This window comes from Bradyrhizobium sp. SMVTL-02 (assembly GCF_051853005.1).
In the GTDB taxonomy this organism is placed as follows: domain Bacteria; phylum Pseudomonadota; class Alphaproteobacteria; order Rhizobiales; family Xanthobacteraceae; genus Bradyrhizobium.
In genome coordinates this window covers 7,197,329-7,218,973 of the sequence record NZ_CP182469.1, presented here as the reverse complement: position 1 = coordinate 7,218,973, position 21,645 = coordinate 7,197,329, and the positions used below count along the sequence as shown (strand labels likewise).

General features: G+C 65.2%; 19 protein-coding genes. 18 read left to right on the top strand and 1 reads right to left on the bottom strand.

Annotated elements, in window-relative coordinates:
* Positions 1-47 precede the first annotated feature (47 nt).
* From ACNJYB_RS34560 to ACNJYB_RS34530, 7 genes are all read left to right on the top strand, one after another.
* Entirely contained in the window at positions 48-530 is a 483-nt protein-coding gene (locus ACNJYB_RS34560; protein WP_439371055.1) for a DUF992 domain-containing protein, read from the top strand.
* A 189-nt stretch (positions 531-719) separates the two neighbouring features.
* Positions 720-2,768 (top strand): elongation factor G, encoded by a 2,049-nt coding sequence (locus ACNJYB_RS34555; protein ID WP_439371054.1) that lies wholly within the window; start codon positions 720-722, stop codon positions 2,766-2,768.
* Between the two features lie 700 nt (positions 2,769-3,468).
* Positions 3,469-4,848, top strand: a complete 1,380-nt coding sequence (gene ltrA / locus ACNJYB_RS34550; protein ID WP_439371053.1) for a group II intron reverse transcriptase/maturase — start codon at positions 3,469-3,471, stop codon at positions 4,846-4,848.
* 148 nt (positions 4,849-4,996) lie between these two features.
* Positions 4,997-5,269, top strand: coding sequence for a helix-turn-helix domain-containing protein (locus ACNJYB_RS34545; RefSeq protein WP_439371052.1), 273 nt, complete (start codon positions 4,997-4,999; stop codon positions 5,267-5,269).
* 106 nt (positions 5,270-5,375) lie between these two features.
* The gene (locus ACNJYB_RS34540; RefSeq protein ID WP_439371050.1) at positions 5,376-7,118 is read left to right on the top strand and encodes a SulP family inorganic anion transporter; all 1,743 of its coding nucleotides are present in this window, start codon (positions 5,376-5,378) and stop codon (positions 7,116-7,118) included.
* Between the two features lie 130 nt (positions 7,119-7,248).
* Positions 7,249-8,082 (top strand): shikimate dehydrogenase, encoded by an 834-nt coding sequence (locus ACNJYB_RS34535; protein ID WP_439371049.1) that lies wholly within the window; start codon positions 7,249-7,251, stop codon positions 8,080-8,082.
* 65 nt (positions 8,083-8,147) lie between these two features.
* Positions 8,148-8,774, top strand: a complete 627-nt coding sequence (locus ACNJYB_RS34530) for a hypothetical protein (protein ID WP_439371048.1) — start codon at positions 8,148-8,150, stop codon at positions 8,772-8,774.
* A 144-nt stretch (positions 8,775-8,918) separates the two neighbouring features.
* Here the strand turns inward: ACNJYB_RS34530 and ACNJYB_RS34525 are convergent, their stop codons facing one another.
* Positions 8,919-10,055 (bottom strand): alpha-hydroxy acid oxidase, encoded by a 1,137-nt coding sequence (locus tag ACNJYB_RS34525; protein ID WP_439371047.1) that lies wholly within the window; start codon positions 10,053-10,055, stop codon positions 8,919-8,921.
* Between the two features lie 104 nt (positions 10,056-10,159).
* On the opposite strand from ACNJYB_RS34525, the gene ACNJYB_RS34520 reads away from it, so the two are divergent.
* From ACNJYB_RS34520 to ACNJYB_RS34470, 11 genes are all read left to right on the top strand, one after another.
* Positions 10,160-10,327 carry a hypothetical protein gene (locus ACNJYB_RS34520; protein ID WP_439371045.1) on the top strand — a complete coding sequence of 56 codons (168 nt, stop codon included), beginning with the start codon at positions 10,160-10,162 and terminating at the stop codon, positions 10,325-10,327.
* Positions 10,328-10,550: 223 nt separating this feature from the next.
* Complete coding sequence (glmM, locus tag ACNJYB_RS34515; protein WP_439371044.1) at positions 10,551-11,894, top strand: phosphoglucosamine mutase; 1,344 nt, start codon at positions 10,551-10,553, stop codon at positions 11,892-11,894.
* 268 nt (positions 11,895-12,162) lie between these two features.
* Complete coding sequence (locus tag ACNJYB_RS34510) at positions 12,163-13,452, top strand: MFS transporter (protein WP_439371043.1); 1,290 nt, start codon at positions 12,163-12,165, stop codon at positions 13,450-13,452.
* A 228-nt stretch (positions 13,453-13,680) separates the two neighbouring features.
* On the top strand, positions 13,681-14,511 hold the full coding sequence (locus ACNJYB_RS34505; protein ID WP_439371042.1) for an outer membrane protein: 831 nt from the start codon (positions 13,681-13,683) through the stop codon (positions 14,509-14,511).
* 170 nt (positions 14,512-14,681) lie between these two features.
* The gene (locus ACNJYB_RS34500; protein ID WP_439371040.1) at positions 14,682-15,569 is read left to right on the top strand and encodes an outer membrane protein; all 888 of its coding nucleotides are present in this window, start codon (positions 14,682-14,684) and stop codon (positions 15,567-15,569) included.
* A 77-nt stretch (positions 15,570-15,646) separates the two neighbouring features.
* On the top strand, positions 15,647-16,237 hold the full coding sequence (locus tag ACNJYB_RS34495) for a glutathione S-transferase family protein (protein ID WP_439371038.1): 591 nt from the start codon (positions 15,647-15,649) through the stop codon (positions 16,235-16,237).
* Positions 16,238-16,265: 28 nt separating this feature from the next.
* Positions 16,266-16,730, top strand: a complete 465-nt coding sequence (locus ACNJYB_RS34490; RefSeq protein WP_439371036.1) for a GNAT family N-acetyltransferase — start codon at positions 16,266-16,268, stop codon at positions 16,728-16,730.
* 157 nt (positions 16,731-16,887) lie between these two features.
* On the top strand, positions 16,888-17,094 hold the full coding sequence (locus ACNJYB_RS34485) for a hypothetical protein (protein ID WP_439371035.1): 207 nt from the start codon (positions 16,888-16,890) through the stop codon (positions 17,092-17,094).
* Positions 17,095-17,172: 78 nt separating this feature from the next.
* The gene (locus tag ACNJYB_RS34480; RefSeq protein ID WP_439371034.1) at positions 17,173-18,345 is read left to right on the top strand and encodes a phosphoserine transaminase; all 1,173 of its coding nucleotides are present in this window, start codon (positions 17,173-17,175) and stop codon (positions 18,343-18,345) included.
* Positions 18,346-18,551: 206 nt separating this feature from the next.
* Entirely contained in the window at positions 18,552-20,141 is a 1,590-nt protein-coding gene (serA, locus tag ACNJYB_RS34475) for a phosphoglycerate dehydrogenase (protein WP_439371033.1), read from the top strand.
* Positions 20,142-20,345: 204 nt separating this feature from the next.
* Positions 20,346-21,518 carry a thiolase family protein gene (locus ACNJYB_RS34470; RefSeq protein WP_439371032.1) on the top strand — a complete coding sequence of 391 codons (1,173 nt, stop codon included), beginning with the start codon at positions 20,346-20,348 and terminating at the stop codon, positions 21,516-21,518.
* Positions 21,519-21,645: the final 127 nt, after the last annotated feature.

Genomic DNA, 21,645 nt, shown 5'->3' with positions numbered 1-21,645 from the left:
TGGGGCGCTCTCTCTGCTCGCATCACACTCATCGCCGGAGACATTTCATGCGCCGTTCGTTCATCTTCGCCGGGCTCGCTGCCGCCAGCCTCGTTGCCTCCGTCGCGACCAGCGGCGCGCAGCAGCAGCGGATGGTCCGGGTCGGCGTGCTCGAATGCCGCGGCGGCGCCAGCGTCGGCTTCATCGTGGGATCGGTGACCAACCTCGGCTGCGTGCTGCGCGCCGACGGCTTGCCTGAAGACCGCTATGTCGCGACGATCCGGAAAGTGGGCCTCGACATCGGCATCACGCAGGAGACCACGCTGGCGTGGGGCGTGTTCGCGCCGGTCGACCGGCTCGGTCCGGGCGACCTCTCCGGCAATTACGCCGGCGCGCAGGGCAGCGCCTCGCTCGGCGTCGGCGTCGGAGGCAACGTGCTGGTCGGCGGCTCCAACAATTCGATCGCGCTCCAGCCGCTCAGCGTGCAGGGCCAGGTCGGCCTCAACGTCGCCGCCGGCCTCGAAAGCCTGGAACTCCGTCCGGGTCGTTAAAACGCCTGGGGCGGTGCTGCTTCACCTCTCCCCGGCGCGGAGAGGTGAAACATCACAACGATCTGATCGCGATCCAATCGACGACGCACCGCAGCGACGTTTGATGCTTGCCAAATCTCGGGGACGGGCAGAGCATCTACGTTTGCCGACCCAATCACGGGCCGAGCTCCATACAAAGGAGGCGGCGAAATGGGACAAGACGTCAGAAGTCCCCGAGGTCCACGGTGCATCGCGCTGGTGGGCCCTTTCCAAAGCGGTAAAACCACACTTCTGGAAGCAATATTGGCGCGAACGGGCGCAATCCCGCGCGCCGGCAGCGTCGACGCCGGAACTTCCGTCGGCGACGCCACCCCGGAGGCCCGTCATCACAAGATGACCGTCGGCCTGACTGCCGCCACCACCAGTTTCATGGGCGACAGCTACACCTTCCTCGATTGTCCCGGTTCCGTCGAATTTGCCCACGACATGCGCGCCGCGCTGCCCGCGGTCGATGCCGCCATCGTGGTCTGCGAGGCCGACGAGAAGAAGCTGCCGCAGCTTCAGATCATCCTGCGCGAGCTGGAGGAGCTGAAGATCCCGCGTTTCCTGTTCCTCAACAAGATCGACCGCGCCAGCCAGCGCATTCGCGAGACCCTCGCGATGCTGCAGCCCGCCTCGCGCGTGCCGCTGGTGCTGCGCCAGATCCCGATCTGGAAGGGCGAGCTGATCGAGGGCTTCGTCGATCTCGCGCTGGAGCGCGCCTTCGTCTATCGGGAGCACAAGGCCTCCGAGGTGGTCGCGCTCGAAGGCGGCGATCTCGACCGCGAGAAGGAAGCCCGCTTCTCGATGCTGGAGAAGCTCGCCGACCACGACGACGCGCTGATGGAGCAGCTGCTGGAGGACATCCAGCCGCCGCGCGATGCCGTGTTCGACGATCTCGCCCGCGAACTGCGCGAAGGGCTGATCTGCCCGGTGTTGCTCGGTGCGGCCGCGCGCGAGAACGGCGTGCTGCGTCTGATGAAGGCGCTGCGCCACGAGGCGCCCGGCATCGCCGAGACCGCAAGACGTCTCGGTGCGCCCGAAAGCAAGGATGCACTCGGCTACGTCTTCAAGACGCTGCATTCGCAGCACGGCGGAAAACTGTCGCTGACGCGTCTCATCGCCGGCCATCTCGACGACGGCGCCACGCTGCAATCCTCCTCCGGCGGCGCGGGGCGCATCTCCGGCATTCTCGCCGTCAACGGCGCCTACGACACCAAGCGTGCCTCGGCGGAAGCCGGTGACACCGTGGCGCTGGCCAAGCTCGATCCGGTCAAGACCGGCGACATGGTCTCGAGCGGCAAGACGGCGCCCGCGGCACTGATCGCGATCGAACCGACGCCGCCGGTGCTCGCGATCTCGGTCGCGGCCACCGACCGCAAGGACGACGTCAAGCTCGGCCAGGCGTTGATGCGGCTGCACGAGGAGGATCCCTCGCTCCTGATTGTGCAGAACCCCAAGACCCACGACACCGTGCTGTGGGGCCAGGGCGAGATGCACCTGCGCGTCGCCAGCGAGCGTTTGCGCGATCGCTTCGGCGTCAAGGTCACCTCGCATCCGCCCGCGATCGGCTATCAGGAGACCATCCGCAAGCCGATCACCCAGCGCGGCCGTCACAAGAAGCAGTCCGGCGGCCACGGCCAGTTCGGCGATGTCGTGCTCGACATCAAGCCGCTGCCGCGCGGCGACGGCTTCAAATTCGCCGAGAAGGTGGTCGGCGGCGCGGTGCCGCGCAACTACATCCCGGCGGTCGAGGAAGGGGTCGTCGATGGCCTCGCGCGCGGTCCGCTCGGCTTCCCCGTCACCGACGTGCAGGTGACGCTGACCGACGGCTCCTATCACAGCGTCGATAGTTCCGATCTCGCCTTCCGCACGGCGGCGCGGGTCGGGCTCAACGAAGGCCTGCCGCAATGCCAGCCGGTGTTGCTGGAGCCGATCCACGTGGTCGAGATCGTCTGCCCGACCGATGCCACCGCCAAGATCAACGCAATCCTGTCGGCGCGGCGCGGCCAGATCCTCGGCTTCGACACCCGGGACGGCTGGAGCGGCTGGGACTGCGTCCGCGCCATGATGCCGGAAGCCGAGATCGGCGAGCTCATCGTCGAGCTGCGCTCCGCGACAGCAGGCGCCGGCAGCTTCACCCGCCAGTTCGACCACATGGCCGAAGTCACGGGCCGCGCCGCCGACCAGATCATCGCCGCGCATCAGCACGCGGCGTGAGTCGGTCTGTCGCGCAATAAGGCACGCATGCCTCTCTCACTTCCTCTCCCCGTTCTTGCGGGGAGAGGGTGGGGTGAGGGGCCGTCTCCCACGCGTGCGGTGAAAGTTGGACTCTCCCGCTCTCCTCCCTGCCGTCGTTGCGAGCGTAGCGAAGCAATCCAGAATCCCTCCGCGGAAGCTGGATTGCTTGTGCGCCAGGCAAGCTGGCGTGGTCCAACCGGTGGAAGTCCGGTCCGGGTAAGCGGTAGCGAGCGCCCGGTAGTGAGTGTTGCGTGGCCGTCGGCAACGGCGGCTGCGAAGCGTACACAACGATGCTGTGGGGTGGGCTATTGAGCCGCGAAAGACAGAAACTCGCAGAGGCCGAGCCGGTAAGCAACGTCGAAGGCAACATGTGCGGCGCCGTTATGCGAGGCGCTGACGCTCTGCCGTGGTCGAAGACCCCATCACGCAGCAAAGGACCGCGTCGGAACCTGGGAGGTCCCGCATCTGACCGATGGCAACATGCCCCCAAGGTCCGCATCGGGAAGGCGAGGAGCCAAAGCCGATGACGAACGGATGCGGGAAGTCGGAGGCGGCCGTAGTAGCGTCGAAGCCTGCGAACGAAGCGGAGCGATCCGCGGAGGAGTTGGTGGAGCGAAGGGCCGCGACCAAGGGGAATGCGGACCAGCAAAGCACGCCCCGGACGCCGAGCCGGACAAGCGTGACACAGGCGTTGGAACGCATACGGCGAACTGCAAGGGAAAGGAAGAAGGAGAGGTTCACTGCGCTGCTTCACCACATCACGCCTGAACTGCTCGAGGCGGAGTTCTTCGCGCTGAAGAAGCATGCCGCGCCGGGTGTGGACGGAATGATGTGGCGGGACTACGAGCAAGACCTCAAGGCCAATCTTGAGGACCTGCATGCTCGTGTTCACCGGGGAGCGTACCGGCCGCAGCCGTCGCGGCGGGTCCATATCCCGAAGCAGGATGGGCGGCAGCGACCGCTGGCGATTGCGTCCCTCGAGGACAAGATCGTTCAGCGGGCAACCGCTACGGTGCTCAACGCGATCTACGAGGAGGACTTCCTCGGGTTCTCGTATGGGTTCCGGCCCGGGCGCAGCGCGCACGATGCGATGGATGCGCTGCTGGTCGGAATCGAGAGCCGGCGGGTGAACTTCATTGTTGACGCCGATATCCGCTCGTTCTTCGACATGGTGGACCAGGAATGGCTCATCCGCTTCGTCGAACATCGGACCGGCGACCAGCGTATCATCCGTCTGATCCGCAAATGGCTCAAGGCGGGTGTTCTCGAAGAAGGAACGGTCAGGGTCAGCGAACAGGGGACGGCACAAGGGGCGGTGATCTCGCCGCTGCTTGCCAACATCTACCTGCACTATGCCCTCGATCTGTGGGCCGAACGCTTCAGACGGCGCGAGGCCGCGGGTGACATGATCATCGTGCGCTACGCTGACGACTTCATCGTCGGCTTCGAGCATGAGAATGAGGCCCGGCACTTCCTCGAAGAATTGCGCAAACGGCTGCAGGAGTTCGCGCTGTCACTGCACCCTGAGAAAACCCGGCTGATCGAGTTCGGACGTCATGCGGAGGACAACCGCAGGCGGCGCGGGCTCGGCAAGCCGGAGACCTTCAACTTCCTCGGCTTCACCTTCATCTGCAGCCGATCCAAGCAAGGCAAGTTCCAGATCAGGCGCAAGTCTCGCAAAGACCGCATGCGGGCGAAACTGCAAGCCGTGAAGCAGGGAATGCGACGGCGTATGCACCAGTCGGTGCTCGAACAGGGCAAATGGCTGCGGCAGGTCGTTACCGGGTACTTCAACTACCACGCGGTACCGACCAACAGCCGAGCGCTCAGCGCCTTCCGCTACTTCGTCACCGAACAATGGAGGCGGATGCTTCGGCGCCGCAGCCAGACTGACGGGACCACGTGGCAGCGGGTCGCGCGGCTTGCCTCCGACTTGCTCCCCAAGCCACAAATCCTCCATCCTTGGCCCCGAACACGCTTCACCGCTACTCACCCGAGGTGGGAGCCGTATGCGGGAAAGCCGCACGTACGGATCTGTGCGGGGGGCGCCCAGCAATGAGCGTCCCTACCGCGACCGTCGCAAGAGCTCCTCGCAATGACGGAGGAAGACAGACGGGCAGTCCCTTGCCTTTGCCCTACAATGATGTATTTTACATCATTGTATATGTTCCAAGTATCACTTATAACTCCTGACACGTGAGGCCAAGGTGATCACCTCGTTCCAGATGCGGGCGGCCCGCGCGCTGCTCGGCATCGACCAGAAAACCCTGGCCGAGCTCGCCGGTGTGTCGCTGCCGACCATCCAGCGGATGGAGGCGTCGACCGGCAACGTGCGCGGTGTGGTCGAGACCTTGATCAAGGTGGTCGAGGCGTTCGACCGGGCCGGCGTCGAATTGATCGGCGAGCAGACGCGCAGTGACAGGGGCGGGCGGGGCGTTCGCCTCAAGGAGCCGGGGCCGCCGCGGCGAGTAGGGGCATGATCTTGCGGGCCATGCTCCGGAGCAGTCTGAACTAACGCACCGTCGCGCCGAGCTACGCGGCCGCACGATGCATTGGAGCATTGTGGGCAGCGGAGCACTTCGGGGTATGAGCATCACAGGCGATCACGCGGACCGGTTGCACCAGCTTCGCCGGCCGACCTTCACCGAACTCTATCTGCCAAAGCTCGTCACCGTCTGGCGTGAAGGCTACGGCGTCGCCGACTTTCGCGCCGACGTGTTCGCGGGCCTCACGGTCGCGATCGTCGCGCTGCCGCTGTCGATGGCGATCGCGATCGCCTCGGGTGTGACGCCGGACCGCGGCCTCTACACCGCCGTCGTCGGCGGTTTCATCGTGTCGCTGCTCGGCGGCAGCCGCTTCCAGATCGGCGGGCCCGCGGGAGCCTTCATCGTGCTGGTCGCGGTGACCGCGGAGCGGCACGGCGTCGACGGCGTGATCCTCGCCACCACGATGGCGGGACTGTTCCTGATCGCGGCCGGGCTGTTGCGCGTCGGCACCTACATCAAGTTCATTCCCTATCCCGTCACGGTCGGCTTCACCGCCGGCATCGCCGTGATCATCTTTGCGAGCCAGCTCCGCGATCTCTCGGGCATCACGCTTGCGGGAAAAGAGCCCAGCGAGTTCGTTCCAAAGCTCACGGCACTCGCGGGCGGCCTGCAGACCATCAACCCGTCGGCGCTAGTCGTCGCGCTCGTCAGCATCGCGATCATCGCGGCCTTGCGGCTCTGGCGGCCGTCCTGGCCCGGCATCCTGATCGCAGTCGTGTTCGCGGCCGTCATATGTGCGGCGTTCTCGCTGCCGGTCGAAACCATCGGCAGCCGCTTCGGCGGGATTCCGCGCGAATTGCCGTCGCCTGCGCTCCCCGCGTTCTCGATTGCGAAGGCCAAAGCGGTGCTCCCCGACGCGATCTCCTTTGCGCTGCTCGCGGCAATCGAATCGCTGCTGTCGGCCGTGGTGGCCGACGGCATGACCGGGCGCCGCCACCGCTCCAATTGCGAGCTGGTGGCGCAAGGCGCGGCCAATATCGGCTCGGCGCTGTTCGGCGGCATCTGCGTCACCGGCCTGATCGCGCGGACCGCCACCAACATCCGCGCCGGCGCGCGCGGGCCGCTGGCGGGCATGCTGCATTCGGTCTTCCTGCTGCTGTTCATGCTGATCGCTGCCCCGCTCGCCAGCTACATCCCGCTTGCCGCGCTCGCCGCCGTGCTCGTGGTGGTCGCCTGGACCATGGCCGAGAAGCAGGAATTCGCCACGCTGCTGCGCTCCTCCTGGGGCGATGCCGTGGTGCTGCTCGCGACCTTCCTGCTGACGATCTTCCGCGACCTCACCGAAGGGATCCTGGTCGGCTTCGCGCTCGGTGCGGTGCTGTTCATCAACCGCATGGCGGAGATGACCGGCATCGAGGAGCGCACGCCGCTGGTCGCCGCCGATCGTCCCGACGACGGCAATGGCGAGCGCGTGCGCTATGATCCCGGGCTCGCGGTCGACCGCGACGTGCTGGTCTATCGCATCACCGGCGCGTTCTTCTTCGGCGCGGCCTCGGCGATCGGCGGCGTGCTCGACGGCATCGCCGACAAGCGCAAGGCCTTCGTGGTCGATTTCGCCGCGGTGCCGTTCCTGGATTCGACGGCGGCGAACGTGCTCGGGCGGGTCGCCGCCAAGGCCCACCGCCAGGGCATCCGCCTGTTCATCACCGGCGCCTCGCCTGCGGTCCGCCGCGCCCTGCTCACCCATGGCGTGACGCCGCCGCGCGCGCGCTATCGCACGAGCCTCGAGCGCGCCGTCGCCGACATCAAGAGCCGAGCGGCCGACGAGGCTGCGGCGGGCTGACCGCGCGCACGTCCGCCGGGCGGTTTGATCGACGCCTGCCGCGGCGTCACGCTGCGTCTCCCGCGCGCTTGACAGCGCCCGCGGGACGCGAAATGGATCATCGCGGAAACCACCGAGGGGAAGGACGACCGTGACCAAGGCTCCCGCAGCCTGTCTGATCGGATGGCCGGCTGCGCATTCGCGCTCGCCGCTGATCCATCGTTACTGGCTGCGTACGCTCGGCATCGAAGGTGGCTACGTCATCGAGGCGGTTCCGCCCGAGGATCTGCGCGATTTCGTGCTGCGGCTGTCGCTGCGCGGCTTCGTCGGTGCCAACGTCACCATCCCGCACAAGGAAGCCGTGCTGGCGCTGTCGACACCCGATGCGCGCGCGCGGGCCGTCGGCGCGGCCAACACGCTGTGGTTTACCGAGGGTGAGCTGCGTTCCACCAATACCGACGTCGAAGGTTTCATCAACAATCTCGACGCCAGCGCGCCCGGCTGGGAAAAGGCGGAAGAGGCGCTCGTGCTCGGCGCCGGCGGCGCCGCGCGCGCGGTCGTGTTCGGGCTGCGCGAGCGCGGGATCAAGCGCATCCATCTCGCCAACCGCACCATCGGGCGGGCCGCGACGCTTGCAGGACAGTTCGGTGCGAGCGTGCATCCCGTGACCTGGGACGCGATCGGCGACGTGCTGCCCCGTGCAAAACTTCTCGTGAACACGACCTCGCTCGGCATGCATGGCCAGCCGTCGCTCGACGTCGACGTGTCGCGCCTGCCGCAAGAAGCCGTCATCGCCGATCTCGTCTACGTCCCGCTGGTGACGCCGCTGCTGGCCGCCGCGAAAGCGCGCGGCCTGAAGACCGCCGACGGGCTCGGCATGCTGCTGCACCAGGCGGTGCACGGCTTCGAGCTGTGGTTCGGCCGGCGGCCGCAGGTCACGGCCGAGCTGCGCGCACTGGTCGAGGCAGATCTCACAAAGACTTGAGAGGGTAACGGCGAATAGCACACCATCTCCGGAGTTCTATCCCCGTGGGACAATCGGAGACCGTCATGACTATTCAACGTACAACCTTGATACGCCCGCTCGTCGCCGTCGCCATGGTAACCGTCTCGACGCTCGTGGCCGTCGCGCAGAAGGCGCCGGTGCCGACGCGCGTGCGCGGCACGATCGAGAGCGTCAACGGCGACACCATGCAGGTCAAGTCGCGCAGCGGCGAGGACGTCAAGCTGCGCATCGCCCCTGACGTCAGCGTGTCGGGAATTGCAAAAATTTCACTCGCCGACATCAAGGTCGGATCCTTCGTCGGCGCCACCACCGTGCCGGGACCGGACGGCGGCCAGAACGCGGTCGAGGTCCACGTGTTTCCCGAAAGCATGCGCGGCACCGGCGAAGGCTCGCGGCCCTACGACCTCAAGCCGAATTCCAGCATGACCAATGCGACCGTCGCGGAGAGCGTGCTCGGCAATGACGGCCATACGCTCCTGGTCAAGTACAAGGACGGCGAGAAGAAGGTGTTCGTCCCGGACGACACGCCGGTGGTGACCTTCGTGCCCGGCGACAAGGGCGAGCTTAAGCCCGGCGCCAAGGTGATCGCCTCCATGAAGCAGCTGCCGGACGGCTCGTTCGAGACCAACCGCGTCAGCGTCGGCCGCGAGGGCCTGACACCGCCGATGTGATGATCTCGCCAGGGAATCGGCTCGCTGGAAGCGAACCGGGTGAATGTGGGGCGGGATGGGATCACGCCGCCGATGTGAGGGTGTGAGGGGCGCCTCGCCTTCTCGCTCCCTCGCCCCGTTCTTACGGGGAGAGGTTAGGGCGCCTCACACCGCAATCACGTGATCGTCGATCTCGTCGATCCGGTTGACGCCGCACAGGCCCATGGTGGTGAGCAGCTCCTTCTGGATGATCTCGATCGCCTTGGCGACGCCGGCCTGGCCGCCGGCACCGAGGCCATAGGCATAGGCGCGGCCGATCATGCAGGATTTTGCGCCGAGCGCGAGCGCGCGCATCACGTCCTGGCCGGAGCGGATGCCGCCGTCGAACATGATCTCCATCCTGTCGCCGACCGCGTCCGCGATCTCCGGCAGCACCTCGATCGAGGACGGCGCGCCGTCGAGCTGACGACCGCCATGGTTCGACACGACGAGGGCCTGCGCGCCGGTCTTGGCGGCTTCCTCGGCGTCCTCGACGTCGAGAATGCCCTTGATGATGAGCTTGCCCGGCCAGATGCTGCGGACCCACTCGACGTCCTTCCAGTTCAACGACGTGTCGAACTGCGAGGCCGTCCACTCGGCGAGACGGTTGAGGTCCTCGGTGTTCTTCACGTGGCCGGCGATGTTGCCGAAGGTGCGGCGCTTGCCTCGCAGCACGCCGGAGACCCAGGCGGGCTTGCTGGCGAAATCAAGGAGCTTCGACAGCGACCATTCCGGCGGCACCGTCATGCCGTTCTTGATGTCGGCATGGCGCTGGCCGATCACCTGCAGGTCGACGGTGAGCACGAGTGCGCTGCACCTGGCTGCGGCGGCGCGCTGGATCAGGTCCTTGATGAAACCGCGGTCCTTCATCACGTAGAGCTGGAACCAGAACGGCTTCTCGACATTGGCAGCGATGTCCTCGATCGAGCAGATCGACATCGTGGATTGCGTGAACGGGATACCGGCGGCCTGCGCGGCGCGGCAGGCGTAGATTTCGCCGTCGCCATGCTGCATGCCGAGCAGGCCGACGGGCGCAAGGATCAGCGGCATGGTCGAGGGCTCGCCGAGGATCGTGGTCGAGGTGTCGCGCTTGGAGACGTCGACCAGGATGCGCTGGCGGAACTTGATGGCCTGCATGTCCTCTCGGTTGGCGCGCAGCGTCTCCTCGGCATAGGAGCCGCGGTCGCAATACTCGAAGAAGGCCTTCGGCACGCGGCGCTTATGCAGCGCGCGAAGATCGTCGATACACGTGATGTGCTTCATGAACGTTTCCCGACCCGTCTTTACCCAAGAGTCTTGCATAGGAAGGTCGAGGGATCATCTAGCATGGTTGGATGCACAGCCAAATCGTTTGAGAAGAGGCCGCCATGACGAAGCCGCACGCGAGACCTTCGCCCGAAGAGATCAAGGAGAAGCAGGATCTCGAGGACGCGCTGGAGGAGGGGCTGGAAGAGACCTTTCCGGGCTCCGATCCCGTCAACGTGACCCAGCCGGCGCCGAGCCGCGGCGACGGCCATGTGAAGCGCGCGGACTAGGGTGAGTTCCGCCAGCTTTCCGCTGGTCACATCGGAACTGCAGTGTTAACAATGTGTTACCGAGGCGGTCGCGGCGCCGGTTCCGTAATGATTCATCATATTTTTTGAAGCCAAGTTAGCCGCGATGGCTTTATAAGACCCCTCAGCAGATCAGGGGATGCGGGTCCCGTTCGGGCAGCCCGTGGTTGTAGAGGGGATCCCTGGTTGTTGCTCGGGGGACCATATGAGTCGCAAATATTTCGGCACGGACGGGATTCGGGGCCGCGCCAACGGACTGATCACGCCGGAGCTCGCGCTCAAGGTCGGCCAGGCGGCAGGCCTTGCGTTTCAGCGCGGTGACCACCGCCACCGGGTGGTCATCGGCAAGGACACCCGCCTGTCCGGCTACATGATCGAATACGCGATGGTCGCGGGCTTCACCTCGGTCGGCATGGACGTGCTGCTGGTCGGGCCGATGCCGACGCCGGCGGTCGCGATGCTGACCAAGTCGATGCGCGCCGATCTCGGCGTGATGATCTCGGCCTCGCACAACCTGTTCGAGGACAACGGCATCAAGCTGTTCGGCCCGCAGGGTTTCAAGCTCTCCGACGACGTCGAGCGGCAGATCGAGCAGCTGCTCGACGAATCCCTCGACAAGCGTCTCGCACAGAGCGCAAGCCTCGGCCGCGCCCGCCGTATCGACGGCGTGCATGACCGCTACATCGAATTCGCCAAGCGCACGCTGCCGCGCGATCTCTCGCTCGAGGGCCTGCGCGTCGTGATCGATTGCGCCAACGGCGCCGCCTACAAGGTGGTGCCCGAAGCGCTCTGGGAGCTTGGCGCCGACGTCGTGCCGATCGGCGTCGAGCCCGACGGTTTCAACATCAACAAGGATTGCGGCTCGACCTCGCCGGAGGCGCTGTCGAAGAAGGTGCGCGAGATGCGCGCCGACATCGGCATCGCGTTGGATGGTGACGCGGATCGCGTCATCCTGGTCGACGAGCGGGGCCATGTCGTCGACGGCGACCAGCTGCTGGCGGTGATCGCGCAGAGCTGGAAGGAAGACGGCCGCCTCTCGCGTCCCGGCATCGTCGCCACCGTGATGTCCAATCTCGGCCTCGAGCGCTTCCTCAAGGGGCAGGGGCTCGATCTCGTGCGCACGCCGGTGGGCGACCGCTACGTGCTCGAGCAGATGCTGAACGGCGGCTACAATCTCGGCGGCGAGCAGTCCGGCCACATCATCCTGTCCGACTACGCCACCACCGGCGACGGTTTTGTCGCCGCCCTGCAGGTGCTGGCCGTGGTGCAGAAGCTGCGGCGGCCGGTGTCGGAAGTCTGCCATCGCTTCGATCCGCTGCCGCAGATCCTCAAGAACGTCCGCCACAAGGGCGGCAAGCCGCTCGATGATTCCGACGTCAAGTCGGCGATCTCCGACGGCGAGAAGCGCCTCAACGGCCACGGTCGCCTCCTGATCCGCTCCTCCGGCACCGAGCCGGTGATCCGCGTCATGGGCGAGGGCGAGGACCGCCGTCTGGTCGAGGACGTCGTCGACACCATCGTCTCCGCGTTGGGCCAAGCCGCGGCGTAAGCGCGCCGCTTCCTTTTCCTTCCTTCTGGGAGAAGGTGGCGCGAAGCGCCGGATGAGTTGTCTCCGCGCGCTCAATCATGAGAGGCTTACAGGCGGAGAGAAACCCCTCACCCGTCTCGCCGCTGCGCGGCGAGCCACCCTCTCCCCCAAGGGCCACAAGGGGGAGGGTAAGAGACGCATCCCAGCCATTTGCGATTGGCGGTGGTTTCGACGCCACCTGCATCGTAATCAGCAGATCGCGGCAATCTGCCGCGCCGGGATCGCTCGATTGAACAAGCCTGTCGTCGTCTCAGAGGAAACGCTGACCGAGCCCGTCGTCGTCAGCGATGTTGCGTCCGCGGCTGCCAAGTCTGCTGCCAAGTCTGCTGCCAAGTCTGCTGCCAAGTCGGCCGCAGGGCCGGCCTATGTCGTGCTTGCCGGCATCAGCTTCTCGCACTTCCTCAACGATACCATGCAGTCGCTGATCGCCTCGGTGTATCCGATCCTGAAGGACACCTACGCGCTCGATTTCGCGCAGATCGGCATGATCACGCTGGCCTTCCAGTTCACGGCCTCGCTGCTGCAGCCGGTGGTCGGGCACTACACCGACAAGAAGGCGCAGCCTTATTCGCTGTCGATCGGCATGGCCTCGACCTTCTTCGGCCTGCTGCTGCTCAGCGCCGCGCACCAATATCTCGTCATCCTCGTCGCCGCCGCGCTGGTCGGCCTCGGCTCGGCGGTGTTTCATCCGGAATCCGCGCGCATCGCGCGGCTCGCCTCCGGCGGCCGCTACGGGTTTGCGCAATCGGTGTTCCAGCTCGGCGGCAGCTTCGGCACGGCGATGGGGCCGGTGCTGGCCGCGCTGATCGTGGTGCCGTTCGGGCAGGGCAGCATCGCCTGGTTCTCGTCGATCGCGTTCCTCGCCATTCTCATCCTCTGGCGCATCGGACGCTGGTACGCACCGCAGATCACGACCAAAAAGGCCGCGCCCGTCCACACCCACCCCGGAGGGCCGAGCTCGCGCCGTGTTGCCGTTGCACTTCTCGTGCTCGTGGCGCTGCTGTTCTCGAAGCAGCTCTACGTCTCCAGCCTGTCGAGCTACTACATCTTCTACCTGATCGACCGGTTCGGCGTGTCGACGCAGGCGGCGCAAATCTATCTCTTCATCTTCCTGGCGGCGAATGCGGTCGGCGCGTTCTTCGGCGGCCCCTTGGGAGATCGCTTCGGCCGCAAGATCGTGATCTGGATCTCGATCCTGGGCGCGCTGCCGTTCACGCTGGCGCTGCCCTATGCCGGGCTCTACGCCAGCGCGGTGCTGTCGGTCATCATCGGCCTGATCATCTCCTCGACGACGTCGTCGATCATCGTGTTCGCGCAGGAGCTGGTGCCGCACCGCTTCGGCATGATCTCCGGCGTGTTCTTCGGGGTCGCCTTCGGTATCGGCGGCCTTGGCGCCGCCGTGCTCGGCAAGCTGGCCGACCACACCTCGATCGAGTTCGTCTACCAGGTCTGCGCTTATTTGCCGGCAATCGGACTGCTTGCGGTGTTCCTGCCGAAACTTCCGCAGCACGCGCGTTAACAAACCGTTCTTCGCTGCATTCCGGCTTCATGCATCGTTAGCAATTGCGAGGCGGCAAGGCTTGCAATTCTGCAACGCTCGCGCCGCGTCCGCGTGTGAGTAGGGAAAAAATCAACCTTAAAAATTAGGGTTAAGTGGCGCTTAAACATTTGCTGCCATCGTCCGGGTCGTGAGTTTCCAGAACGTGGGGCGTCTGCATTTGCCTCACCGGCCATAAGGACGAAGCCAATGCGTAGCGTTAAGTCTCTCCTTGCCGCGGGTGCGGCAACCCTGATCTCGTCGATGGCGTTTGCCGCCGATATGCCGATCGCGGCGCCGCCTCCGATGTACGCGCCGCCGGCTCCGCCCGCCGACTTCGGCGGCTGGTACCTCCGCGGCGACATCGGCATGACCAACCAGCGCGCAGAGCGCATCGAGGCCTCTCTGCCCGCCGGGTTTACGAAGACGACGGAGGGCCTCGGCTTCGACTCCTCGCCGCTGTTCGATCTCGGCGTCGGCTATCGCTTCAACAACTGGTTCCGCGCCGACGTGATCGGCCAGTACCGGGGCAAGGCCAATCTGCATGGCGGCGACAACGTCGTTGGACCCGGCTTCGTCGGCGCCAACAATTACGCCGGCAGCAAGTCCGAGTGGGTCGTCATGGCGAATGCCTATGTCGATCTCGGCACCTGGTGGTGCATCACCCCGTTCATCGGCGCCGGCGTGGGCGGCTCCTACAACAAGATCAGCGGCTTCCGCGACGACGGCGTGTCGTACAGCCCGTTGCTCAACAACAGCGTCGCTTACTTCGCAGACAACGGAAAGTGGAACCTCGCCTGGGCCGCCCACGCCGGCCTTGCCTACAAGGTCAATCCCGGGTTCACCGTCGAACTGGCCTACAGCTACATGAACCTCGGCGATGCCGCGCCCGGCAACTTCCGCCTGTTCGACAACAGTGCCTCCGGTCCGACCTCGATCAAGATCAAGGAGCTCACCTCGCACGATCTGAAGCTCGGCGTGCGCTGGGATCTCAACAGCCCGCCGGCCTACGCGCCGGCGCCGCTCGTCACCAGGGGCTGATCCTCGAGCTCATCGCTTAACGTCTCTTGACGGCGCGGGATCATCCCGCGCCGTTTTGCTTTGCGGATTTTTCATGGCCCGACGGCGGCGAAGCCGCCGGACGCAACCATTGGTTAAGGTTAACGAGCCATGATCATGGCGACAGTTCGAGTCCGATTTGGAGCGTTGCGATGCGGAGGCTTTTGTTGGCGGCAGCGATGTTGGGGACGGTGTCTGCCGCACACGCGGCCGATATGCCGGATCTGCCGGTCCTGCGCGGCGGCTTCACCGACGGCCTGTCGAAGACGTCTCGCAACTGGGACGGCTTCTACGTCGGCGGCAACGCCGGCTACACCAGCGACGCCAGCGATTTCAGCCAGAGCGTCGTCGGCCTGACCAACTACATCTTCCGCGACAGCGTTCTTCAGCAGCCGACGTCGACGTGGTCGCTGATGAACAAGACCAACACGCAAGGCGTCAATTTCGGCGGCTTCATCGGCCGCAACTGGCAATGGTATGACGCCATCCTCAGTCTCGAGGGCACCTACAGCTACTTCAACAATCTCGCGACGTCGACGTCGGGCTCGAACTCGCTCATGATCGTCAACCCGGCCGGCGAAACGCGCCCCCCGGGCGTCACCAACAACTATGGGGTGACACTGACCGGTACCGCTGCGGCGCAGGTCAAGGACATGATCACCTTGCGCGGGCGCATGGGCTGGGACGGCGGCGGCTTCATGCCCTACATGTTCGCCGGAGCCGCCGTCGGACGCATGGACGTGTCCCGCACGGTCACGAGCAACGTGACCTTGCGGCAGGACTCGACCGTCACGGACGCCTTCGGCAATGTCATCACGATCATCGGCCCGACGAACCCCGTTCCGGCACAATCGCAGACCCAGTCGCAGCACAGAACCAATACTTTCGCGGTGGGCTGGACTGCCGGTCTCGGTCTCGAATACTGCATCTGGGATGGCCTGTTCGCGCGCGTCGAATATGAATATGTGAGATTCTCTCCCGTGATGAACACGCAGGTGACGCTGAACAACGCGCGCCTCGGCCTCGGCTACAAGTTTTGACGCGGTTGCACGTCTCGCCGGTTGACAGCTTCCCTTCGTCCTGATGCTCTGTCGCTCAGCGCGGCGGGGCGGCAGCGATGAAGATCTACGGCGACAGCAATTCCGGCAATTGTCTCAAGGTGAAGTGGGTCTGCGACAAGCTCGCGGTGCCCTATCAGTGGATCGAGATCGACACCCGCAAGGGCGAGACGCGCACGCCGCAATTCCTCAAGATGAATGGCACCGGCCAGGTGCCGACCGTCGCCTTCGACGATGGCCGCACGCTGGCGCAGTCCAACGCCATCATCCGCTATCTCGCCCGCGACAGCGTCCTCATTCCGCGCGATGCCTTTGCTGCGGCGAAGATGGACGAATGGCTGTTCTGGGAGCAGTACAGCCACGAGCCCTATATCGCGGTGTGCCGCTTCCTCATCGTCTATCTCGGCAAGGACGCTTCCGAGCTCGATCCTGAAAAGGTCAAGCGCGGCTATGCGGCGCTCGACCGCATGGAGCAGCATCTCGCCACGAGCCGCTTCTTCGCCGGCGATGCGGTATCGCTCGCCGATGTCTCGCTGCTCGCCTATACCCGCCTCGCGCATGAAGGCGGTTTCGACCTCGGTCGCCATGCGGCCATCCGCCGCTGGATCGGCGACGCCGAGGCCTTTCTCGGCTTGCCGCCGGCGCGCTGAGCCCGCGCCGGGTTATTGGAGTTTACGTATGAACGACAAGTCCATCTCGATCCGTCCCGCGCGCCGCGAGGACGTGCCGGCGATCGTGGCGATGCTCGCCGATGATCATCTCGGGCGCGCTCGCGAGCGCGTGGAGGATCCGCTGCCTGCGTCCTACTACGCGGCTTTCGAACGGGTCGAGCGTGATCCGAATCTGACGCTCGTCGTTGCCGAAAGCGAGGGCAGGGTGGTGGGCTGCCTGCAACTCGCTGTTCTCTCAGGCATCAGCTCGCAAGGCGGCATCCGCGGTCTGCTCGAGGACGTGCGCGTTGCCACTGATTGTCGCAGCCGCGGCATCGGCGAGCAGCTGGTGCAATGGGCCGTGACGGAGGCAAAGGCGCGCGGCTGCAATCTGGTCGAGCTGCTGACGCATCAGACGCGCGTCGATGCGCAGCGCTTCTACAAGCGGCTGGGATTTGCTGCGAGTCATGTCGGCATGACTGTCCGCTTTTGACGCAACACCGCTTGGCCGTTGCGCCATCTGCAAATTCGGATTGCGCGTTCGTTCATCTTAAGAGCTGATAAACTACCCCTCCTTCGTTCACGTGGAAGCAGGAACGAACGGTGCTACGGAGCGTCGGAAACCGGGCTCGGTCAGTTCGGGGATTTCGATGACAAGCTATTCCATGATCAAGGTCGGCAACGACTACGTTGTGCAGGCCAACGACAAATGCATTTTGAAAGTCAGCAGCCGCCGCCGCGCGGCGCAATTGATCAGCGATGCCACGGACTTGCTGAATGCGCTCACTGTGGTCGAAGCCCCGGAAATCGCCCCCGAGGCGCCTTCACTCCGGCGTGAGACGCCCGAACTTTCTTGACGACTCTGCCCGTTTCCCGTATCAGCCGCGGCGGGACACCTCCCCCCAACGGGAGGCTCACTATCTGGAAGGGTAGACATGACTGTAGCGAAGCCCGCTTCGCGGCCGACCGTGCCGCATTTCTCCTCCGGCCCCTGCGCCAAGCGCCCCGGCTGGAACGCCCAAAATCTCAAGGACGCAGCCCTCGGCCGCTCGCATCGCGCGAAGGTCGGCAAGACCAAGCTCAAGCTCGCGATCGATCTGACGCGCGAAGTGCTTGAAGTGCCCGCCGATTATCGCATCGGCATCGTGCCCGCCTCCGACACGGGCGCGGTCGAGATGGCGCTGTGGTCGCTGCTGGGTGCGCGCCCCGTCACCACGCTCGCCTGGGAATCCTTCGGCGAGGGCTGGGTCAGCGACATCGTCAAGGAATTGAAGCTCAAGGAAGTCACCAAGCTCAACGCGGCGTACGGTGAGATTCCCGACCTCTCCAAGGTCGATCCCAAGAGCGACGTCGTCTTCACCTGGAACGGCACCACCTCGGGCGTCCGCGTGCCGAACGCCGACTGGATCAGTGCGACCCGCGAAGGCCTGACCATCTGCGATGCGACCTCGGCAGCTTTTGCGCAGCCGCTCGACTGGCCCAAGCTCGACGTCGTCACCTTCTCCTGGCAGAAGGCGCTCGGCGGCGAGGCCGCGCACGGCATGCTGATCCTGTCGCCCCGCGCGGTGGAGAGGCTCGAGACCTACAAGCCGGCCTGGCCGCTGCCGAAGATCTTCCGCATGACCAAGGGCGGCAAGCTGAACGAAGGCATCTTCGTCGGCGAGACCATCAACACGCCGTCGATGCTGTGCGTCGAGGATTATCTCGATGCGCTGAACTGGGCGAAGTCGATCGGCGGCCTCAAGGCGCTGATCGCGCGTGCGGACGCCAACACCAAGGTGCTCGCCGACTGGAAGGCGAAGACGCCGTGGATCGACTTCCTCGCCAAGGACGCTTCGATCCGCTCCAACACCTCGGTGTGCCTGAAGTTCACCGATCCCGCGATCACCTCGCTCTCCGACGACGCGCAGGCCGAGTTCAGCAAGAAGCTGGTGGCGCTGGTCGAGAAGGAAGGCGCCGGCTACGACTTCGCCTATTACCGCGACGCACCGGCGGGCCTGCGCATCTGGTGCGGCGCCACGGTGGAAGCAAAGGACGTCGAGCTGCTGACGCAGTGGATCGACTGGGCCTTCGCCGAGGCCAAGGCGCAGCTCGCCAAGGCGGCCTGATGTTTTCACCTCTCCCCGCTCTTGCGGGGAGAGGTCGGATCGCGCAGCGATCCGGGTGAGGGGCCCTCTCGATTTACGCCTTCGCCCGCGGCTGCCCCTGACCCCAACCCTCTCCCCGTAAGAACAGGGAGAGGGAGAAGTGCTCCCAGACATTCATCCAATCCGGTCTAAGCCCCTTCTTTGAGGAAGGCAGAGGACACATCCCCATGACCAAACCCAAAGTTCTCATTTCCGACGCGCTCTCTCCCGCCGCCGTGCAGATCTTCAAGGACCGCGGCGTCGAGGTCGACTTCCAGCCCAACCTCGGCAAGGACAAGGACAAGCTCGCCGAGATCATCGGCAATTATGACGGCCTCGCGATCCGCTCCGCGACCAAGGCGACGGCCAAGATCATCGAGAAGGCGACCAAGCTGAAGGTGATCGGCCGCGCCGGCATCGGCGTGGACAATGTCGAGATCCCCGCGGCGACCGCCAAGGGCATCATCGTGATGAACACGCCGTTCGGCAATTCGATCACGACCGCCGAGCACGCCATCACCCTGATGCTGGCGCTCGCCCGCGAGATCCCGCAGGCCGACGCCTCGACCCAGGCCGGCAAGTGGGAGAAAAACCGTTTCATGGGCGTCGAGATCACCGGCAAGGTGCTCGGCGTGGTCGGCTGCGGCAATATCGGCTCGATCGTCGCCGACCGCGCGCTCGGCCTGCGCATGAAGGTGGTCGCCTTCGATCCGTTCCTGTCGCCGGAGCGCGCCAAGGACATCGGGGTCGAGAAGGTCGATCTCGATGACCTCCTCAAGCGCGCCGACTTCATCACGCTGCATACGCCGCTGACCGACAAGACCAGGAACATCATCGACGCGGCCGCAATCGCCAAGATGAAGAAGGGCGTGCGCCTGATCAACTGCGCCCGCGGAGGCCTCGTCGACGAGCAGGCCGTGGTCGATGCGCTCAATTCCAAGCACATCGCCGGTGCCGCCTTCGACGTCTTCGTCGAGGAGCCCGCGACCTCCAACGTGCTGTTCGGCCATCCCAACGTGATCTGCACCCCGCATCTCGGCGCCTCCACCACGGAAGCGCAGGAGAACGTCGCGCTTCAGGTCGCCGAGCAGATGTCGGACTACCTGCTCACCGGTGCGATCTCGAACGCGGTCAACTTCCCCTCGATCACCGCCGAAGAGGCGCCGAAGCTGAAGCCGTTCATCGCGCTCGCCGAGAAGCTCGGCTCGTTCGCCGGCCAGCTCACCGAGAGCGGCATCCTCAAGGTCGAGATCACCTATGAGGGCCACGTCGCCGAGATGAAGATCAAGGCGATCACCTCCGCGGTGCTGTCGGGCCTGCTGCGGCCGATGCTGGGCGAGGTCAACGTGGTGTCCGCGCCTGTCGTCGCCAAGGAGCGCGGCATGGTGGTGGACGAGATCGTCCGCGCCGCCCAGAGCGACTATGAGAGCCTGATCACCGTGACCGTCGCAACCGAACGCCAGGAGCGCTCGGTCTCCGGTACCGTCTATCACGACGGCAAGCCGCGCCTCGTCGATGTCAAGGGCATCCGGGTCGATGCCGAATTCGGCAAGTCGATGATCTACATCACCAACGAGGACAAGCCGGGCTTCATCGGCCAGTTCGCGAGCCTGCTGGGCGATGCCAACATCAACATCGCAACCTTCCATCTCGGCCGCGTCGCCCCCGGCAGCGATGCGATCGCGCTGGTCGAGGTCGACGGCGCCGTGCCGGCCGACGTGCTCGCCAAGGTGCAGGCCCTGCCGCAGGTCAAGCAGGCCAAGGCGCTGACGTTCTGATCTTCACCTTCCCCGCTGGGGAGAGGTGACAGAGCGAGCCGGCAAAGTCGGATCCTCTCGCCTTCTACAAACATATTCCGACCGGCGGAACAACGCCGCTTCCATTACCGGGAGGCGGCGTTTTATTTTCCCCGCGACCTCCTGACTTGTGTACCAATGGCGTCAGGACGCTCCGTTCAAAATCGTTCGACAAGGGAGAAAACAATGCGTGAAGCCGTCATCGTTTCCTATGCGCGCACGGGCCTCGCGAAATCCGGCCGCGGCGGGTTCAACATCACGCCGCCGATGTCGCTTGCGGCGCACGCCATCCAGCACGCGGTCGACCGGGCCGGTGTCGAGAAGGACTATGTCGAGGACTGCTATCTCGGCAATTGCGCGCACGGCGCACCGAACATCGGCCGCCAGGCCGCGCTGCTGGCGGGACTGCCGAAGACCACGGCCGGTGTCTCGGTGAACCGCTTCTGCTCCTCGGGGCTGCAGACCATCGCGATGGCCGCGAACTCGATCCGCTCCGACGGCGCCGATTGCATCGTCGCCGGCGGCGTCGAGAGCATCTCCATTCCCGGCGGCGGCTCGCCGAACGAATCCATCGATCCTGAGCTGCTCAAGGTCGCCCCCGACATCTTCATGGCGATGATCGACACCGCCGACATCGTCGCCGAGCGCTACAAGCTCAGCCGCGAATACCAGGACGAGTTCTCGCTGGAATCGCAGCGCCGCATGGCCGCCGCGCAGCAGGCGAACAAGTTCAAGGACGAGATCGTCCCGATGAAGACCAGGATGAAGGTCGTCGACAAGCAGACCAAGGCGGAGTCGATCGTCGACTACGTCGTCGACCGCGACGAGTGCAATCGCCCCGACACCACGATGGAAGGATTGGCCAAGCTCGAGCCGGTGAAGGGCCCCGGCAAGTTCGTCACCGCCGGCAATGCCAGCCAGCTCTCCGACGGCGCGGCCGCCGTGGTGCTGATGGAAGCCAAGGACGCCGAGAAGCGCGGCCTCGAGCCGCTCGGCCGCTTCGTCGCCTGGGCGACCGCCGGCTGCGAGCCCGACGAGATGGGCATCGGCCCGGTGTTCGCGATCCCGAAGCTCTTGAAGCGCACCGGCCTCAAGATCGACGACATCGATCTGTGGGAGCTCAACGAAGCCTTCGCCAGCCAGTGCCTGTATTGCCGCGACAAGCTCGAGATCGATCCGGCCAAGTACAACGTCAATGGCGGCTCGATCGCGATCGGCCACCCCTTCGGCATGACCGGCGCCCGTCTCACCGGCCATCTGCTGCAGGAAGGCGCCCGCCGCAAGGCCAAGTGGGGCGTGGTAACCATGTGCATCGGCGGCGGCCAGGGCGGCGCCGGCCTGTTCGAGATCTATAGCTGAGCCGATCGCCTCGCTGAACGCTCAGCCAGGGAAGCACGGCGCGTCATGCGCCGTGCTTCTTTGTTGGTTCATGTGCCCGTTGCAGTGCATTGTGTCACAAAGCACGTAATTCTACGTGCCCGCAAAT

Coding starts and splice junctions, on each gene's coding strand:
- ACNJYB_RS34490 (WP_439371036.1), top strand. CDS start 16,266: ATGAACGACAAGTCCATCTCGATCCGTCCCGCGCGCCGCGAGGACGTG.
- serA (WP_439371033.1), top strand. CDS start 18,552: ATGACCAAACCCAAAGTTCTCATTTCCGACGCGCTCTCTCCCGCCGCC.
- ACNJYB_RS34505 (WP_439371042.1), top strand. CDS start 13,681: ATGCGTAGCGTTAAGTCTCTCCTTGCCGCGGGTGCGGCAACCCTGATC.
- ACNJYB_RS34485 (WP_439371035.1), top strand. CDS start 16,888: ATGACAAGCTATTCCATGATCAAGGTCGGCAACGACTACGTTGTGCAG.
- ACNJYB_RS34470 (WP_439371032.1), top strand. CDS start 20,346: ATGCGTGAAGCCGTCATCGTTTCCTATGCGCGCACGGGCCTCGCGAAA.
- ACNJYB_RS34520 (WP_439371045.1), top strand. CDS start 10,160: ATGACGAAGCCGCACGCGAGACCTTCGCCCGAAGAGATCAAGGAGAAG.
- ACNJYB_RS34555 (WP_439371054.1), top strand. CDS start 720: ATGGGACAAGACGTCAGAAGTCCCCGAGGTCCACGGTGCATCGCGCTG.
- ACNJYB_RS34530 (WP_439371048.1), top strand. CDS start 8,148: ATGACTATTCAACGTACAACCTTGATACGCCCGCTCGTCGCCGTCGCC.
- ACNJYB_RS34560 (WP_439371055.1), top strand. CDS start 48: ATGCGCCGTTCGTTCATCTTCGCCGGGCTCGCTGCCGCCAGCCTCGTT.
- ACNJYB_RS34540 (WP_439371050.1), top strand. CDS start 5,376: ATGAGCATCACAGGCGATCACGCGGACCGGTTGCACCAGCTTCGCCGG.
- ACNJYB_RS34495 (WP_439371038.1), top strand. CDS start 15,647: ATGAAGATCTACGGCGACAGCAATTCCGGCAATTGTCTCAAGGTGAAG.
- ACNJYB_RS34480 (WP_439371034.1), top strand. CDS start 17,173: ATGACTGTAGCGAAGCCCGCTTCGCGGCCGACCGTGCCGCATTTCTCC.
- ACNJYB_RS34500 (WP_439371040.1), top strand. CDS start 14,682: ATGCGGAGGCTTTTGTTGGCGGCAGCGATGTTGGGGACGGTGTCTGCC.
- glmM (WP_439371044.1), top strand. CDS start 10,551: ATGAGTCGCAAATATTTCGGCACGGACGGGATTCGGGGCCGCGCCAAC.
- ACNJYB_RS34525 (WP_439371047.1), bottom strand. CDS start 10,055: ATGAAGCACATCACGTGTATCGACGATCTTCGCGCGCTGCATAAGCGC.